A 17739-nucleotide genomic window follows, 5' to 3' on the forward strand; every position below is an offset into this window, starting at 1 on the left:
GTTTTATATCGACAAAGTATTTGAATTTATTAGATACTTTTATTTCTTCATCCATATTATATTTATCCGTATAAATAATATCTAGCTCATGATTTTCTAAGTTAATTAGTTTTAAATAATGATTAATTAATGTCATATGCATAATATTAGCACTACTTATTATTGCTATCTTCATTTCTTCCACACATTTCTATTAATATAATCTGTATATGAAATAATAATTTTCTCAACTTTTTCTGATACATTATCAATACTATAGTCTGCTACAATTCTGCTCTTATTTCCAGATTGCTCAACAACAGCAATGCCTTGCATTACGCGTTCAGGTTCTAATCCAACCATCATTGTAGAAGCCTCTTCCATTGCTTCAGGTCTTTCGTGTGCTTCACGGATATTCAATGATCTTAACCCAAGAATCGCTGTCTCCTCACTGATTGTGCCACTATCGCTTAATACAACCTTCGCTTCTTTTTGCAATTTAATATAATCATTAAATCCAAGTGGTTTTAAAGTTTGTACATTTTTATTAAATTCAATTCCTAGTTCATCGATACGTTTTTGTGTTCTAGGATGTGTACTCACAATAATCGGCTTATTATATGTTTCAGCAATAAGATTTAAAGATTCAACTAGATTATTAAAGTTTCTATCTGAGCTAATATTTTCTTCTCTATGTGCAGATACTACAAAGTATTCTTCTGATTTAAGGTTTAATCTTTCAAGTACGTCTGATTTTTCAATATCTTCTAAGCGAGAATTAATAACTTCTTTCATTGGACTACCCGTCTTAATAACACGATCTGATGGTACACCTTCTCGCAATAAATATTCACGGGCAATAGAACTATAAGTTAAATTAATATCTGAAATATGATCTACGATTTTACGGTTTGTTTCTTCAGGAACACGTTGATCAAAACAACGATTACCAGCTTCCATATGAAATACTGGTACTTTCTTACGTTTCGCAGCAATCGCACATAAACAGCTATTTGTATCCCCTAATACTAAGAAAGCATCCGGTTGTACTTCATCAAGCACTGGATCAATTCCAATTAAGATGTTTCCAATTGTCTCAACTGCAGTACCTTTCGCAGAATTTAAGAAGTAGTCAGGTTTACGTAATTTAAAATCTTTGAAGAACACTTCGTTCAATTCATAATCATAGTTTTGCCCTGTATGAACTAGTACGTGTTCAATTGCTTCAGAATTCTCCAGGCGATTAATCACTGCTGAAAGTCTGATAATTTCAGGCCTTGTCCCCACTACAGTCATAACTTTTAATTTTTTCATTTTTATACCTCCAAGTAATATGTATCAGGTTTTTCTGGATCAAACATTTCATTTACCCACATGATTGTGACCATATCAGTATCGCCAAGGTTCTCAATATTGTGTGTATAACCAACAGGAATATCTACTACTTCAAGCTTATCTCCAGATATGAAGTATTCGATGATGTTGTCAGAATCAGGTTTTCTGAATCTGATTACGCCCTTGCCAGACACTACTAAGAATTTTTCATTTTTAGTATGGTGCCAATGCTGTCCCTTTGTAATGCCAGGCTTCGAGATATTTACTGACACTTGCCCTCTGTCAGGTGTTTTTAGAAACTCTGTAAATGAGCCACGATGATCACTATGTGTAGTTAACGGATAACTAAACTCATCTTCAGGAAGAAATGATAAATATGTACTATATAGCGCTTTAATAAATGCGTCATCAAGCTTAGGTAATGTTCTATCTTCCCTATCTTGTTTAAACTGTTTTATCGTTTCAGCGATATAACCTAACTTTACCTTATGTTCATTCGAAACAATGCCAAATCCATCCACTATTGTTGGATTACCTTGAAGTGCACGTTTAAACTCATCTAGTACATCATCAATATAATTTAAAGTAAGTTCAACATTTGGATCATTGATTTGTACTTCTTCATTTCTAGCAATCTTATGACAGAACGTTGCAATTACAGTATTATAGTTTGGTTTAGACCATTTCCCGAATAGATTGTTCAATCTATAGATATAAACTTCATTTCCATTCTCGGTTCTCAAAGCTTCAAATAACTGTTCAGCTTTATTCTTGCTTTGGCCATACGGATTATCTTTCTCTGCTTGTATCGAAGAAGAATAAACAATTGCGGGTTTTTTAGGATTGTCTTTTGTATACTTTATTATCTTTTCAGAAAGGTTAACATTTCCTTCAATAAATCCTTCTTCCGTTTCTGGTCTATTTTCACCTGCAAGATGAAAGATAAAATCTGCTTCTCTTAATGATGATTTTAAAAATTCATCAGTTGTTTCTCTAGTAATTTTTATTACATTGTACTTATCTTCTTTTACAAGTTCCTGATAAAGATTTCTACCTACAAAACCATTAGCTCCTGTAATTACAATATTCATATCATTGCTCCTTTAATTATTTACAACTTTTAAAGTTAGCTAGCTCGTTACGGACATATTCTAGAGTCAACAATCTCTCTTTAATCTCTTCTACAGAAAGGATATGTGTATTATCGGAATTGTATTCTTTCGCTTCTGTTATTTCATCAGAACCTTCTTCAACATAATTAGAGTAATTTAAATCTCTTGAATCCGCTGGTATTCTATAATAGTTGCCCATATCCTCGGATTTAGCCCACTCTTCTTTTGTTAACAACGTCTCATATTTCTTCTCACCATGACGCGTACCGATGATCTTAATTTCATTATCCGCCTCAAATAACTGCTTTAAAGCTTTAGCTAAGTCAGCTACCGTTGAAGCATCTGATTTCTGAACCATGATATCCCCTGTCTTGGCATGTTTAAATGCATGCTCAACCAGTTCAACAGCTTCTTCTAAACTCATAAGGAAACGTGTCATCGAACCATCAGTAACTGTAAGAGGTTCTCCTGCTTTAATCTGTTCAATGAATAAAGGAATAACTGAACCGCGAGACGCCATAACATTACCGTAACGTGTCCCACAGATTAATGTCTCTTCTTCAGTTACAGTCCTAGATTTAGCAACAAATACTTTTTCCATCAACGCTTTTGAAATCCCCATCGCATTTACAGGATATGCCGCTTTATCAGTAGATAAGCAGATTACCTTACTGACATTATTACGAATCGCTGCATTGAGTACGTTCTCAGTTCCAATTACATTTGTTCTCATTGCTTCCATAGGGAAGAACTCACATGAAGGGACTTGTTTCAATGCTGCAGCATGGAATACAAAGTCTACTCCACGCATTGCATCATTGATACTGTCCTCATCGCGAATATTACCAATATAAAACTTAATCTTTGAATTATTATATTTCTTACGCATATCATCTTGTTTCTTCTCATCACGTGAGAAGATTCTAATTTCTTTAAAGTCACTATGTAAGAACTTATCTAATACAGCATTACCGAATGAACCTGTTCCACCTGTGATTAACAACGTTTTTCCTTCAAACATTCTCTGCACTTCCTTTAACTATTAGTTACTTAATAAATTTCAGCAAATCATTTTTTAAATTCGTACTACTTAACAATTTTGGAATTTGCTCCTCAATCTTAGAAAGCTCTATCGTATTTGCTTTCCCAATATAGATCTTCGGATAAATTTGCTCTGGATGAATTTCTTTTTCGTCCAGTAACTCCTCGTACATCTTCTCTCCAGGTCTGATCCCAGTAAATTCAATCGGTATTTCATCCTCTTTAAAGCCACAAAGACGAATCATATTTTTAGCTAGATCTACAATCTTAACCGGTTCTCCCATATCAAGCACAAATATTTCTCCACCCTTTGCTAAAGCTCCTGCCTGAATGACTAAGCGAGAGGCTTCTGGTATGGTCATGAAGTAACGCGTCATATCCGGATGTGTAACAGTTACAGGTCCACCCGCTTCAATTTGCTGTTTAAATTTAGGTATCACGGATCCTCTAGAACCCAAAACATTTCCAAATCTTACAGCTACAAATCTCGTTGTAGTGCTCTCAGTATCTAAGGCCTGTATCACCATTTCTGCCATTCTTTTAGTCGCACCCATAACGTTAGGTGGATTTACGGCTTTATCCGTTGATACTAATACAAACCTTTTAACATTTGCATTCAATGCAGCTTCGGCAGTATTCTTTGTTCCAATAATATTATTCTTTACTGCTTCTGTTGGATTATATTCCATTAAAGGTACATGTTTATGAGCCGCAGCATGATATATAATATCAGGTTTATATTTATCAATTTGTTCAAACATACGTTCTCTATCTTGCACATCAGCAATTACTGGTATTATCTCCACGCTACCCAATAATTTATTTTTTAGCTCTTCATTAATTAAGTAGATCGAATTTTCACCATGACCTAGAATAACTAACCTTTCTGGTTTATACTTTACAACCTGTCTACAAATCTCAGATCCAATAGATCCTCCTGCACCGGTAACTAATATCGTCTTTCCTGATATCTGTTCTGAGATACCAGCATCATCAAGCTGAATCGGGTCTCTCCCTAATAAATCTTCTACTTCTACTTTCTTAAGTTGGGAAACTTCCAGTTTACCTGCCATCACATCGTCGATATTCGGCATAATTAAAACTTCAGAACCCGTTTCAGTTGCAGCTTTATGTATATCATTTAACTTTTGCTTATCCAGACTTGGAATAGCAATTACGATACGTTTAATATCGTATTTAGTTACTAAACTATGTATATCTGCAGTTGTGCCTCTCACTTTAATTCCATCTGTTAATTCAATATTCTTCTTATTTACATCATCGTCAACTACTACTACAGGTTTCATTCCCATTGTAGGTGTTGATAACATCTGATGAATTAATAAGTTTCCTCCACGACCTGCACCTACAACTAAGGTTGGAATTAATTCAATATCTTTATCTAGAATATGTCGTCTTAGGACTCGCCAACTTATTCTTGAACCGCCAATTAATATAAGGTGCATCATCCAGGTAATTAATATTAATCGGATGAAGACTTGCCCATTAATAATTAAGGAAAGGATTGACGTTAATATGATACTTGCGGTAACGCCTTTTACGATTGCTAATAGTTCATTAATGCTCGCATATTCCCATGCACGATGATACAGATTAAATATATATGCAAATAGATGATGGCTTAGCAGAAGAAGTACTGAGTACACCAATAAGTCATTGAGTTGATCACCTTCAAAGAATGGAAAGATAATTGAATAGCAGAAAAAGACAGAAAGTGAAACGATGATTGAATCTAAAAAAATTAAGAACATTAACCTTTTTTTAGCTGTCATGAAGTTGTTCCTTTCTGTTAATTTGATTTGCCGTAGTATTTATAATAGTAGTAGTCTTCTGTTGATGATTGCTCAACATTGTTCAGAACTACTCCTAGTATGTTTGCGTCAGATTTCTGTAGTACTTCCTTCGCTTTAACCAAATGATACTTATTATTTGTTTCCACGTTTGTGACTATAAGTGTGCCATCAGCCACGGTAGCCATAATTACAGCATCTGTTACCGCGAGTACAGGTGGTGTATCAATAATGATCATGTCGAAGTATTCTTCGAAGTTAGACAGTAATTCTTTAAATCGATTTGAAGCTAATAATTCACTAGGATTTGGAGGAATAGGGCCAGAGATCAATATTGATAAGTTCTCTATCTGGGTATTTTGAACTGCATGGTTAACATTTATCTGATCCGTAACCAAATTCGATAACCCGAACACATTCTTTGTTTCAAATGTATGATGGACAGTCGGTTTTCTTAAATCACCGTCTATAAGTAAAACTTTCTTTCCTGCCTGTGCGTAAGCTATGGCAACATTAGCAGCAGTCGTTGATTTACCTGCTAGAGGCCCAGCCGAAGTGACAACGAGCTTCTTGATTTCATGATCAATCCCTGAGAACATGATATTCGAACGAATCATGCGGTACTGCTCGCTTATTGGCGATTTAGGATATAAATGCGTAATGAGCTTTCTCTTTTTTGGAAGTTGTGTTGATTTACTTTTTCTCTTAAACACTATATTCACCCATCTTTCTATTTTAAAGTTTTGTCATCGAAGTGTGGAATCGTACCAAATACTGGTAAACCTAGTATCTCTTGTACTTCTTCTTCTGTTCTTACACGTTTGTCTAACATATTATTTAATAGGGTTATCGCCAATGCTAATAGTAATCCTAAGATTAATCCAATCAACGTGTTGATTAATGGCTTTGGTTTCACTGGAGAAGGCTTTAAATCTTCATCTGCTTTTGTAAGAACAGTAACATTATCTGTATTCATGATTTTCCCGACTTCTTTAGAGAAGACACGTGCAGTTTCATTAACAATCTTAGCTGCATCCTTATAGTTCTTAGAAGTTGCGGCGATTGTAATTACCTTTGATTGTGTTGAATTTGAGACACTAATCTTTGAAGATAAATCGTTGGAGATATTTAAATTCTTAGCTACCTTGTCTAGTATGACCGGTGATTTAATAATTTCATTATATGTATTGATTAACTGTAAATCTGTCTGGTTAGCTTGTAACTCGAATTGTGTTTTATCATCTTTAGAGTTCACCAGAATTTGCGTCGATGCTGAATATGTCGGTTTAATTAAAAAGAAACTTATTGCAGCAGCTAACAATGCACCAAGCAAAGACAGACCCACAATAAACTTCCAGTTCTTTTTCAATAAGTTCAAAACCTTCGAAATATCAATTACTTCTTCCATGTCTTCCTCCTAAAATCCTATTTAATTTCTATGTTTTCAATAATATCATAATATTCAATAATTTAGATTTAAAATTTCAAATTCCTAAAGTTTTTTATACAATGATTTACAATTCTTTGTTAATATTTACAAAAAAGATGACACATCATGCGTCATCTTCTTTCATTCTAATCTTAATGCCTTGAATCGATTCCATGTCATCCATCGGACTTCCCTCTTCACAGTATGCAATCACAGGGACGCCGCTTCCCTTATAATCACTTAACTTACTCGGCAAGTATGGATTCTCTTCTTTAATCCCCTTCGTGTGTGCATCCATAACGATAAGTGCATCGAACTGTTTCGTTGCATTTAGAAATTCAAAGTATGGCAATGCTTCATGTACATGCACCTCATGCATTTCATAGAGACTGACCATCTGTCTGACACTCGCAGGACTACTTGTAAAGATATGAAATGCTAATGGTAAGTTTGATGGATTGAGTGTTTCAATAAGTTCTGGATGGTCTATTAATTCCTGAATTTCTTTAAGGCCACGCGTTTCATAGAAGTTACCGAAATAACCGATATTGAACGTTGCTTTATCGACTGTGATCAGTGCACGTTGCTTCTCATAGTACTGTGCACATAGTGTTGGATGTGGTCTGATGACGGATTTCTTGATAATTGCCTGCTGTATGTCTTCCGTAAACCTTTTTATCATCTGTGTTCTCTGTTTATTGTTTGTAAATACGATTTCATCTGCAAATATAAAAGGGAGCAATTCTACGAGATTATACAGGTTATTATCGATGTATGGATGATATTCTACTGGTGCCTGCCTTTTTATTCTATTGACATAGGTAAAGGGTACTTTACTGTGTCGCTCTTTGTTCTTAATATCGTATAGCACAGGGTCAGAGAACTCTGCGATCCATCTTGTATTATCTGTCTTCAGTTTCCATGCTAATAGATGACTGGCAGGCCATAATACTCTGGAATAGATTTCTTTATATGTATTGTTTCTTAGCTTCTTAGTGCCCTGCTGCACGAATGCATTCATCAGCTGATAGTTACTGAAGGAGGATTTGCTGTTAATGCCATAATGTTTCGCGATATATGGGTCTGATAGTTCGTTTAATGTGTAATCTGTTGTTCTCACATCGCTCATATTATTGGAGATCACATCAGCAGGTACTTTGCGTTCGGCGATGCGTTTTCCGAGGATAACACCGCTTGTATCATTATACGGTGCAAAGCAGTATCCTATGTATAGTGTCTGTGCGATTCCTCTGTTTACCGTTTGATACGGAAGGTATTCAGCATGTATGCGCTGTAAATCCTGGATCACCTGCTGATAAGCTGTCACATCATGGTGCAGATATCTATTGATAAATCCTGCCTGAGCATCCATGCGGTTCATGATGAACTGCCTTATTGATATATCATCTTCCGTATCGAGTAACTGCGCGAGTGCCTGTATAACACTGATTCGATCTGTAACGTTAAATGCATAGCTCATCGACTGCCTGCTTACCGAATGCTCGGTCATATGTCTATAATAGATACATACTGTACTGTCAATGACATTGATGAGCGGTCTGAAGCGTGCTATGATGTGCGTCATCAGTACGACATCTTCCCCTGATGTCAGTGTGTCATCGAACCTTATGGTCTTTAAGTAATGTGTCGGAATCAGCTTCGCGCCGTTCATGGATAATATTTTAGTCAGTTTCATATAGTCAGATGTCAGCTGTCCTTTAAGCTGATTGGTTTCTTCTTCTATGATATTATCCTGATCTATTTTTTCTTTATGAACATTATAGAGATGAAATACAGAAATATTTGAGAAATCGAGATGCTTACTTAGCTCAAATAATGTGTGTGGATGAAGTGTATCATCTGCATCCAGGAAGAGCGTATGAGAATATTGAGCAATTTCAATTCCTTTATTGCGGGCGATTGATGCGCCATGACCTGATTCAATGATGTGATACTTGAATTCTTTTGTAAGTGAATTCAAGGTCTCTTTGTCTTCCTCAACAGAGTCTTCATCTCCATTCAACACAAAGATCACTTCAAACGTCGTTTTTTTGAAGGTGTTAATATTCTTTACTAATTGGTGCAAATACTTTCGGCTCTTATATAAGGGAACGATGACGGATATGCCTTTATGCTTTATTGGCTGGACGCTTTCTTCTACTGTATCTTCAATATATAAAGGTTCGTTACGTTCAATTTTTGATAGTAATTGATCGATCTCCTGAATTCTCTTTATTATACGCATTTATTTCAGCCCCTTTACATAGCGCATTGCACTGCGTAATACTTTCACAGGTAGGAGATTCATTAGTTTATGCCATCTATGTTCATATAGACTGAGCTTCTTCTTTAGCAGTGCGATTTCCATGTCCTTATATTTAAGCTGGTTTAAGGCATATCTTTCATTATTTAAACTCTCCACAAGTATCTTCTTCTCTTGTTCTGTCATCAGTCCACCTCAAGATCTTGATATAGATTCAGCAGCTTCTGCTTTTCCTTCTCCCAGTTATACTGCTCTTTACTGATTTTCATTCGTTTTTTCATCGCATTTCTCATTGCTTCATCTTCAAACATCTTACGAATGGCTGCAGTAAGTTCTTCTTCTGAATCATGCTTTATGATAAGCCCTATCCCTTCTTTTTCCACCACCGTTTTTATTTCAGGAAGATTTGTGGCAATTACAGGTACATGTGCCATCATATACTCATAAAGTTTATTACTTGATGCAGAATAATGATTGAAATTTACATTTTCAAGTATTTGAAATCCTACATATGCACTTTTTGTATATGATCGTAAAGATTCATACGGAACACGACCAGTAAATGTAACTTTGTCCTGAAGGTTTAAAAATTTTGCTAATGATTCAAGTTGATGACGAATCTTGCCATCACCAACCATCAGTAGATTCGCAGGTACATCCGCTTTTTTGAACGCACGGAGTAGTCGTTCTAAACCACGACCTTCTTGTAGTCCGCCTTGATAAATAAATGTTTTATCATACTTAAGGTGAAGGTCTACTACTTCAACTTCATCTATATTATAGTATTCTGAGTAGTTATGAAGCGACATCGGTCTATATCCATAGAGCAACTCATGATAGGTTGCACGTGTTTCGTTCTCTACAATTGTACGATCCGTAAATCGAATAAGAAACTTTTCAATTGCACCGACGAGACCCGATTTATAGTTCGTACGGCTTGTATTTACTTCATGCGCATCAAAGATTAGTATACGTTTTTCTGTTCTCAATTTTGCACAGACAGCCCCTTGAATTAACGTATTCAGATCATGGCTGTGATAAATATCTGCATCTTGCCTGAAGCCTTCCTGGATCATCTTCATCATCAAGAAGGCGTTCGGCATGTGCTTTAAAAGTATAGTCTTTAATTTATTATTATAAATGCGATCCGCTATAAATTTCGGTAGCTCTGTCTTATGTTTACGTACAGCATTATATCCTTCCTTATAACTTTGTTTAAGCGGGAGATGACGTTCATTATTTTCACGTTTAGCGATGACAGTGACATCATAATGTGACTGAAGTGTCTTCGCTTCTCTCGTCACCCTTGCATCATTGGTAAAGTTGTTCCAGACAAACATGGTCACCTTTTTCACGGTTAAAACATTCCTTTTAACATATTTAGATAGTGAGATAGTGGTATTACATTTAATTGAGACAGCATACTGAATATAAATAATGCTGTAACACCGATCAGACCGAACAATGTATTCTTAGATACATTTTCTTTATTAACTTGTATGTCGTTGATCGAGCCGATCTGATTCTGAAGCTGTGCTTCTTTGTATGCAAGCTGCTGTTCTTTATCAAACTGATTATATCTTCTGATAAACCTGCCATATAAACCGACCGTCGGAATACAGTCTCCCTGCGCTTCAATTTTGCCGTAATGAATCCATATCGCTTTATTGCACATCTTCTGTATCTGACCAATAGAGTGACTGACAAAGAAGATGGTCTTCCCTTCTTCTTGAAAAGCTTTCATACGTTCGATGCATTTATTAGAAAATGTGTCATCCCCTACAGACAGCGCCTCATCCACAATGAGTACGTCTGGATCTGTATGGACAGCGATCGCAAAACCAAGGCGTGATTTCATCCCGCTGGAATACGTCTTAATTGGCTTCTTAATGAAGTCTCCGAGTTCAGAGAAGTCGATGATATCATTAAAGCGGTCATTAATCTGTTCTTCAGTCAGACCATGCATTAGACATTTCATACGGATATTCTCTTCCCCTGATAGTTCATTGTTTAATCCTGCAGATATAGCGATCAGTGAGCTGCGGCCGTTTATTTCAATCGTCCCTGCAGTAGGTGAGATGACTTCTCCTAAAAGGTTTGAGAGCGTTGATTTACCGGCACCATTTAATCCCACAAGTCCAACACTGTCCCCAGCATTCACTTCGAAGCTGATATCTTTCAGCGCATAATACACATCGTCATGTGTCTTATGCTGCCAGAACTTAAGGATATCCAGTATTTTCTGACTTTTACTCTGATTAACCGGATATGCTTTAGATACGTTATTGACCTTTACTTTCACTGTTTCCATAAGACACCTCCTCTTTCAGTGTTAACGCTTTATCAAGGTGTTTGTTTATTTCTCGAACAGTTGCTCCATATGCAGAAAAATGGTTCATATCTACTTTGTACAGCTTTTCATCCACTTGTTCAGATAATATACTGCCTTCTTCGATGAATGCCAGTGTGTAAGCTGAGCTTCCGAGATAATCGCTGAGCTTAGATGGCAGGTACGGATTAACATCCTTGATCCCTTTCGTATGCGCATCATAAATCATCAGAATATCCATCTGCTCAGTTAAATTTAAGAACTCAAAGTAATCTAAGTAGGGATTCAATCTAATGTAATCTTTAAAATCGCTGTTGTTATAGAATCCATTCGTCTTCGCATTTATATTTGTGAAGACATTAACCTTGAAGTTTGTAATTCCATCTAAAATCAGGTATTTACACATTAACTCGAGCTCTCTGAATCCACGTGTATCATAAAAATTACCGAAGTATGCAAAGTTGAGCTGTGTCTCATCATATTCATAGTGCGCCTGCGCCATATGATAGAATGGCTGCGGCAACGTCGGATGTGCTGAAATGACTGCACGTTTACGAATCGATGCTTGAAGCTCACTGTCAAAGCGTCTGATAATGTATTCGAGCTGCAGCCTATTTGTAAATATGAGCTCATCGGCATAGGCAAATGGTAATATCTCGCACACATTAAATACGTTGTCATCGACTAACGGCTGATAGGCTGCAGGTAGCGTCTCTCTTAAATGTTCAATGTATTCATCAGACCTGATCGGGGAGAACCTATTCTCAGATTTCACATCTGTTAATAACGGATCAGAGAATTCTGCACGCCAGTATATCTCAGGTTTACTCAGTTTAATCTCATACGCCAGGAAATGGGATGCCGGGAACATTGCACGGCTATATAGTTTATTATATTTATCTTTGAATGTGCTGAATATCTCCATGCCTAGATGCGTAAATGTTTCGATACTTTCATAGCTGCTGAATGCCTGTTTGGCATCAACGATAAAATTTGTATCGATCAGTCCTTTTGCAATGCCTTCCAATGAGTAATCCTTCTTACGGATCCTATCCATATTATTTGAGATAATATCTACTTTATTTCCTTCCATATAGATACGCTTTGCCATGACATTGCCAGAAGTATCATTGTATGGGGGGAAGCAGTAAGCGATGACCAGCTCCTCTGCACGCCCTTTATTCAGAATTTCAAGGTTGATCGTTTTAAATGCTTTCAGTTTATCTAGTTCTATCTCAAGCTTTGTTTCACCTTTATCAATCTTATTACCAATTCTGAGTAACAAGATATCCGCCACATGCTGAATAAATGAATTGACACTCGTAGTATTACGATATAGTGCGACTTCGTTAAGATAATCTAAAGAAGGCATCGTCTCTAAGTCTTTAGTGTGTAGAAGGTTGCGCACTTCAGCAACATACTGAATGTCAGCAAGCGGTGTAATCACAAACGCATGATGACATATCATTTCCGTGATAGCTTCGAAACGGTTATCCGTAATTGACGCTTTCAAACGAAGGGTCTCTAGAAATTGTTTAGGTATGATAATCCCGTAAAACTCATAGAGCTTAGTAAGCAGATGATTCATAGGGTATTCTACAGTACCGTCCTGTAGTTCATAGTCGTTTAAAGATTCAATATCGACATGAATCTTTACAACATTAGGATGAACTACTTTAGACGTCTGCTTTTCCGTATCGGTCTGTGCAAGCGCTATCTCTTCATCTTCTTTAGTCTCTTCATCTTTCAGTACATGGTTCAGCTCACTATTCATCACGCGTTGCGCAACATAGATATGATTCGACCTGAAACGTACAGGTTCATCAGAACATATAAGATCTTTAATATCTTTTACAAACGTTAGATGTGAGGTTCGTACATATTTCAGAACTTCTTTAATATCAAGTTGTTTCGCAGGTGATAGTACCAATACATTGTCGTATCGATGAGTGCGAATAAGTTCATCATATACCACCTTATCCTGTGGAATCACAATATAGGATAAATGTGATTGTATGTGATCATAGTCCAGTGCTTCAGTAATGATCGTCAGCCCTTCCATTATTGTACCGATTTTCTTGCGTACACGTATCAGATCATCATATCTTAGCTTTGCATCATGCTGATAGTTCAATCTCTTCACCTATCCTTTTAAATCCCAGTATTTAATCTGTAATCTACCGAGTCTTGAATTACGCAGATTATTTAATCGTTTTAATGTATCTTTATATTTATTCATCAGGTCATTATACTTCGCCGCTTCATCTTCACGAATACCCGCCTGAACCTTCGATTCATAACGTTCAATCTTAGCATTTGCCCATCCAAGTTGGCTTCGGTACTGTTTCATCTCTTTATATATCGTGCGATTCACTGTTCCCTCTATATACGCTTCCAGACTTTCATAGTGCTGAATTTGATACCACTTGATCATGTTGCTGCTATTGATAGATGATAACGTTCTATTCTCTAGATTATATACAATGAACACATGAGCAGCATTATTACCTATCTCTGTTAGTTCATATTCAATGTTGATACTGTCTTTATATGTATCAAATAAAGAGACTGGGATGCGCAGTGTCAATCTCTTAGCATGCGTTGCATGCACTAAATCTCCGAGGTCTTCTGTGCCTTCTTCAACAGGAAAACTTTCAGATAGTAATATATCGATATCATCTACTTGCTGAGTGATATGCTTCAATATACTTGCATCAATTCCTGCTCTTAGTTTGAGTGTTGCCGTTGCTTTAGGATAGCGCGTAATCAGTTCGTAAGTCATAATATCCCCCTTACACAGTAAATGAAATCGTATCGATTTCTTTCTGTCCTGTCATGCGATTTTTTACGAAGAGACGTGCAAAGTACTTCCCTTTCGGTAGTTGAAATACGAACGTGTTGCTATATTGATACTTTGTCTTGACCAGCTCTTTCTTTGACCTTTGATGATAGAGATAGCATGCATACATCATCGTATCACCAGAAGCGTCCACAATTAATGAAGAAAACGTCTCATCTTTATCTACGACAATCTTATTGATCTTTAGTTTGACAGGATTATCTACCAGTAACTGTCTCGTATCTTCCATCATAAATTCAATCTGAGACTTTAAATCATTATATGCAGCTTCCCAGTTCACTTCATTTGTCATCGTTCAATCACCTCAAGTTCTTTTTTCGTTATCATTTCTTCTCCAGTCAGTCGCCTTATCGCTTGCGCTGCATTGTGGCTGAGACGCAGAAACACATCAGGATGGTTCACCAGAAAATCGATACGCTCGATCATTCCTGCAACATCATCCCTATCTGCAACAAGCCCTGTTTCCTTGTCTGCAATAAATTCCTTAATCGCACCGATATCATTGGAGATAGGCACAAGACCGCTGCTCATCGCTTCACACAGCGATACACCTTGCGAATCATGTCTAGTAGGTCCAAGGTAGATGCCGTTTCTTGCGTGAATTTCATGAATCTCATGTTGTTGCACAAATGCTTTATTTAATTTGACATTACTGAATTTTTGAAGCGGTTTCGTTATATCATCAAATAAAGGTCCGTCACCATGCAGTTCGAAAGTCAGCTCATCAAAATATTTCTTCTTGCTTAAACCGATAATGACATCTCTTGTAATATCGTTCGCATAGTTCTTAGCCGTATAAGGTCTGATATTGCAAATGTTAAATCTATCTTCCGGTTTTTTCTGACGATACGGAAATAGAGACTCATTAATCGGGTTATGGATAATATGATATTGATCAGGTACCTTCCCGAGATATGGATCGACATATTTTTCTTTATAGCTTTTTGAGACATAGATAAACGTCGCATCATACAGATCCTTATCCATCAATGCAAGAAACATCTCTTTAACTTCTTCGTAATAACTATCTTTTCTTTCCATTACATCTAAAAATGACTGCTTACTCGATAAGAAGTTGTAATACCTTGAAAACCAAGGTTCGGCTTCAAACCCATGCATCCATATAATTACTGGAGGTACGGTGTGCATCATCTTTAATGCCTGGAACATCTTTAGATTCATAAAATGAATCAGCAGCTTATGGAACGGATGACCATTGACATAATCAGCGAGCTGGAATTCATCCAGAAACTTTACAGTGACCCCGTCATAGACAGCATCAAATCTTACTTTCGTCGTCATAACGACAACTTCAATATCCAGACCTGCCTGCTGATATGCTTTTACTCTTCTATGGATGAATGCATTCGAATAAATCTTATCTTCACTTGGGTAAGCGTTTGTAATTAATAAATATTTCATTTTGCACCTCAATTTATAAATAATCTACTAAACGATTCTTGAATCGATAATGAATATGCCCACCGATATACAGCAATAAAAGTGTAAACGTCCAGAAATAAAGATGATCTGTGATATTCCCATAGAGCATCCCGTTTCCTTCAATGAATGCATTGCGATATATTCCTATGAGATAAGCAAATGGATTGAGCATGGTAATCACCTTTAGTACAGGTGAAACCGTATTTGCATCCCAGAATATCGGTGTGACAAAGAAACACATACGCAGCACGTTCTGTAGCATCTGCTTCGTATCTCTGATAAGAATGACCAATGTACTCATAATAAGATTAAATGCAAAGATCAGCATATAGGATGCAAATATGAAATACAGAAACTCAAAGTAATGACCAAATGACACAAAGTGATTAAAGTATGAAATTAAAAATATGATCAGCGTCGTAAACAACAAGTTAATAAAGTTAATGACGTATGAAATAGACAATAGTACAGAAGAAGGGAATTTCATCTTAGTTACTAGACCTAACTGTGCATGTATCGTATTAGACCCTGCGTTAATTGCCTGGGAAATAAAGATCCATGGAAATAATCCTGTAATCAGATGGAGCAAATAATTCATATCCCCGTTATGTGCATTTCCTCTTAACCCCATTCCAAAGACAATGTAATAAATAACGACCTGCATAAGAGGTTGTAGTATATTCCAGAATGCTCCAAGGTAATGATTTGAATATTCACTTTTAAGAGTATAGCGTGATAACTTCCAAATAAGATTTAAGTTGCGTATCTGCGCTTCTAACAATTCGATAATAATTTTCATAATTACAGCCTCTTCATTTTATTTAACTGATAAACTCCATTAGTTTATGAATATTTGTCTCCCATCTAAAAATTTCAGAACGAATTTTCTTAGTGTTCTCTGTATGACGTCTTAGTATGAACGGATCATCTTTGTATGTTAAGATGGCTTCTACCAGTTCTTCAGTTGAAGCGGATTCAATATTAATACCCACTTCATAATCCTGTATCAGCGCTTGCGTGAAGCCCCCTAAGTTGGTTACAACGGGCACCTCCATGCATAGAGCGTCAATCACCTTGCCGGGAAGCACGTTCATAAATACTTCAGATTGCTTAAGAATGGAGAGTGCCACATGATGTTCACTCGTAAATGAAAGACATTCAGACTTTGGCAGCGTTTCAAACACGTTAACATATTCGAGCTGCTGTTCATCTACAAATCGTCTGAAGTCATTGGCATGTATACCATAGACAATCGCATTAAATGGAATTTTATTCTTATTAAGTGCTACAGCGATCTCCTCTAGCTGTTTATCATCCTGTGCAAAGCCTAGATTCCCAGTATATACGACGCTGAATGCCGCTTTTTTCGGTCGAAGATTAAGTTCTTCATCGTTAATCGCATTCGGCAGGAATAGAAAGTCCTTATTTTTTACATATTTCTGAATATGCGGAATGAACGACATATTATTCACTACAATTTTCTTTGCATTTCTATACATCCGTTTTTCCATCAATCTTAACATCGGCATTAATACGTCGATATTCATCTTATCCAGGGCAGATACACTGTCCGGCCATAGATCTCGAATTTCGAGTATCGTTTTGTTTGTAGTGATGTCACGCTGTAGAAATAATGTCCCCCATGGTGCAAATATATTAGGACTTGTAACATAGATGAGATCGAAATATTTTTCGGTATGCTTTACGAAGTAATGTACTTTCAGCATAAATTCAATATAATAATAAAGCCTTGATGACATACTTTTCTTTTGTTTTTCATGACGCATCGCTAGTCGGATCACCCTATTATCAGGTACGTTATTTAACCGTTCATCATTCCAGTATTTTTCATCTTTATACATCTTCTCATTCGGGTAAGAGGGCTGCGTTGTTAAGATATAGACATCATACCCATGATCCACGAGATGATTGTATATATTTTTCATACGGTTTGCTGCAGATCCGATTTCAGGATAGAAATTTTGTGAGATGAGCAATATGCTTTTCATAGAAACTCCTTATTAAAAAACAAACAGAATACGAACGTGATATGCTCCCTATAAGGTAGACACTTAAAAAGTGAAAATTTTATAGGGAGTTTTTAATTTGAGAAACAAGAAAATTTCATTTGATAAAT

Annotated in this window: 16 protein-coding genes; all 16 read right to left on the bottom strand. The window is 36.4% G+C overall.

What is annotated here, in order from left to right:
* Positions 1 to 171 precede the first annotated feature (171 nt).
* Positions 172 to 1293 carry a non-hydrolyzing UDP-N-acetylglucosamine 2-epimerase gene (gene wecB / locus CD152_RS00590; RefSeq protein WP_103214209.1) on the bottom strand — a complete coding sequence of 374 codons (1122 nt, stop codon included), beginning with the start codon at positions 1291 to 1293 and terminating at the stop codon, positions 172 to 174.
* A 2-nt stretch (positions 1294 to 1295) separates the two neighbouring features.
* On the bottom strand, positions 1296 to 2405 hold the full coding sequence (locus CD152_RS00595; RefSeq protein WP_103214210.1) for a polysaccharide biosynthesis C-terminal domain-containing protein: 1110 nt from the start codon (positions 2403 to 2405) through the stop codon (positions 1296 to 1298).
* Positions 2406 to 2421: 16 nt separating this feature from the next.
* A complete protein-coding gene (locus CD152_RS00600) occupies positions 2422 to 3447 on the bottom strand; it encodes a polysaccharide biosynthesis protein (protein ID WP_103214211.1) in 1026 nt (341 codons plus the stop codon).
* Between the two features lie 25 nt (positions 3448 to 3472).
* Complete coding sequence (locus CD152_RS00605; protein WP_103214212.1) at positions 3473 to 5260, bottom strand: polysaccharide biosynthesis protein; 1788 nt, start codon at positions 5258 to 5260, stop codon at positions 3473 to 3475.
* A gap of 17 nt (positions 5261 to 5277) precedes the next feature.
* Positions 5278 to 5991, bottom strand: coding sequence for a CpsD/CapB family tyrosine-protein kinase (locus CD152_RS00610; RefSeq protein WP_103214213.1), 714 nt, complete (start codon positions 5989 to 5991; stop codon positions 5278 to 5280).
* A gap of 17 nt (positions 5992 to 6008) precedes the next feature.
* Complete coding sequence (locus CD152_RS00615) at positions 6009 to 6686, bottom strand: YveK family protein (RefSeq protein WP_103214214.1); 678 nt, start codon at positions 6684 to 6686, stop codon at positions 6009 to 6011.
* A 145-nt stretch (positions 6687 to 6831) separates the two neighbouring features.
* Entirely contained in the window at positions 6832 to 8952 is a 2121-nt protein-coding gene (locus tag CD152_RS00620; RefSeq protein ID WP_103214215.1) for a glycosyltransferase, read from the bottom strand.
* The gene (locus CD152_RS00625; protein ID WP_101152469.1) at positions 8953 to 9156 is read right to left on the bottom strand and encodes a hypothetical protein; all 204 of its coding nucleotides are present in this window, start codon (positions 9154 to 9156) and stop codon (positions 8953 to 8955) included.
* Complete coding sequence (locus CD152_RS00630) at positions 9156 to 10325, bottom strand: glycosyltransferase (RefSeq protein WP_103214216.1); 1170 nt, start codon at positions 10323 to 10325, stop codon at positions 9156 to 9158. The genes CD152_RS00625 and CD152_RS00630 overlap by 1 nt, the downstream gene beginning before the upstream one ends.
* A 2-nt stretch (positions 10326 to 10327) precedes the next feature.
* A complete protein-coding gene (locus CD152_RS00635) occupies positions 10328 to 11281 on the bottom strand; it encodes an ABC transporter ATP-binding protein (protein WP_103214217.1) in 954 nt (317 codons plus the stop codon).
* Positions 11253 to 13433 carry a hypothetical protein gene (locus tag CD152_RS00640; RefSeq protein WP_103214218.1) on the bottom strand — a complete coding sequence of 727 codons (2181 nt, stop codon included), beginning with the start codon at positions 13431 to 13433 and terminating at the stop codon, positions 11253 to 11255. Before CD152_RS00640 ends, CD152_RS00635 begins: the two co-directional genes overlap by 29 nt.
* Before the next feature lie 9 nt (positions 13434 to 13442).
* Positions 13443 to 14081: a hypothetical protein gene (locus CD152_RS00645; protein ID WP_103214219.1), complete on the bottom strand. Its 639-nt coding sequence runs from the start codon at positions 14079 to 14081 to the stop codon at positions 13443 to 13445.
* A gap of 10 nt (positions 14082 to 14091) precedes the next feature.
* Positions 14092 to 14451: a hypothetical protein gene (locus CD152_RS00650; RefSeq protein WP_101041764.1), complete on the bottom strand. Its 360-nt coding sequence runs from the start codon at positions 14449 to 14451 to the stop codon at positions 14092 to 14094.
* Positions 14448 to 15581 (bottom strand): glycosyltransferase family 4 protein, encoded by a 1134-nt coding sequence (locus CD152_RS00655; protein ID WP_086038437.1) that lies wholly within the window; start codon positions 15579 to 15581, stop codon positions 14448 to 14450. Before CD152_RS00655 ends, CD152_RS00650 begins: the two co-directional genes overlap by 4 nt.
* Before the next feature lie 13 nt (positions 15582 to 15594).
* Positions 15595 to 16401, bottom strand: a complete 807-nt coding sequence (locus tag CD152_RS00660) for an ABC transporter permease (RefSeq protein ID WP_086038436.1) — start codon at positions 16399 to 16401, stop codon at positions 15595 to 15597.
* A 22-nt stretch (positions 16402 to 16423) separates the two neighbouring features.
* Positions 16424 to 17611 (bottom strand): glycosyltransferase family 4 protein, encoded by a 1188-nt coding sequence (locus CD152_RS00665; protein WP_103214220.1) that lies wholly within the window; start codon positions 17609 to 17611, stop codon positions 16424 to 16426.
* Positions 17612 to 17739 lie beyond the last annotated feature (128 nt).

Origin of the sequence: Macrococcoides caseolyticum (assembly GCF_002902665.1) — a bacterium.
GTDB lineage: Bacteria > Bacillota > Bacilli > Staphylococcales > Staphylococcaceae > Macrococcoides > Macrococcoides caseolyticum.

Excerpts from the sequence above, each read along its gene's own strand:
- CD152_RS00615 (WP_103214214.1), bottom strand. The coding sequence starts at position 6,686 with ATGGAAGAAGTAATTGATATTTCGAAGGTTTTGAACTTATTGAAAAAG.
- CD152_RS00600 (WP_103214211.1), bottom strand. The coding sequence starts at position 3,447 with ATGTTTGAAGGAAAAACGTTGTTAATCACAGGTGGAACAGGTTCATTC.
- CD152_RS00665 (WP_103214220.1), bottom strand. The coding sequence starts at position 17,611 with ATGAAAAGCATATTGCTCATCTCACAAAATTTCTATCCTGAAATCGGA.
- CD152_RS00595 (WP_103214210.1), bottom strand. The coding sequence starts at position 2,405 with ATGAATATTGTAATTACAGGAGCTAATGGTTTTGTAGGTAGAAATCTT.
- wecB (WP_103214209.1), bottom strand. The coding sequence starts at position 1,293 with ATGAAAAAATTAAAAGTTATGACTGTAGTGGGGACAAGGCCTGAAATT.
- CD152_RS00650 (WP_101041764.1), bottom strand. The coding sequence starts at position 14,451 with ATGACAAATGAAGTGAACTGGGAAGCTGCATATAATGATTTAAAGTCT.
- CD152_RS00605 (WP_103214212.1), bottom strand. The coding sequence starts at position 5,260 with ATGACAGCTAAAAAAAGGTTAATGTTCTTAATTTTTTTAGATTCAATC.
- CD152_RS00635 (WP_103214217.1), bottom strand. The coding sequence starts at position 11,281 with ATGGAAACAGTGAAAGTAAAGGTCAATAACGTATCTAAAGCATATCCG.
- CD152_RS00655 (WP_086038437.1), bottom strand. The coding sequence starts at position 15,581 with ATGAAATATTTATTAATTACAAACGCTTACCCAAGTGAAGATAAGATT.
- CD152_RS00660 (WP_086038436.1), bottom strand. The coding sequence starts at position 16,401 with ATGAAAATTATTATCGAATTGTTAGAAGCGCAGATACGCAACTTAAAT.
- CD152_RS00645 (WP_103214219.1), bottom strand. The coding sequence starts at position 14,081 with ATGACTTACGAACTGATTACGCGCTATCCTAAAGCAACGGCAACACTC.
- CD152_RS00620 (WP_103214215.1), bottom strand. The coding sequence starts at position 8,952 with ATGCGTATAATAAAGAGAATTCAGGAGATCGATCAATTACTATCAAAA.
- CD152_RS00625 (WP_101152469.1), bottom strand. The coding sequence starts at position 9,156 with ATGACAGAACAAGAGAAGAAGATACTTGTGGAGAGTTTAAATAATGAA.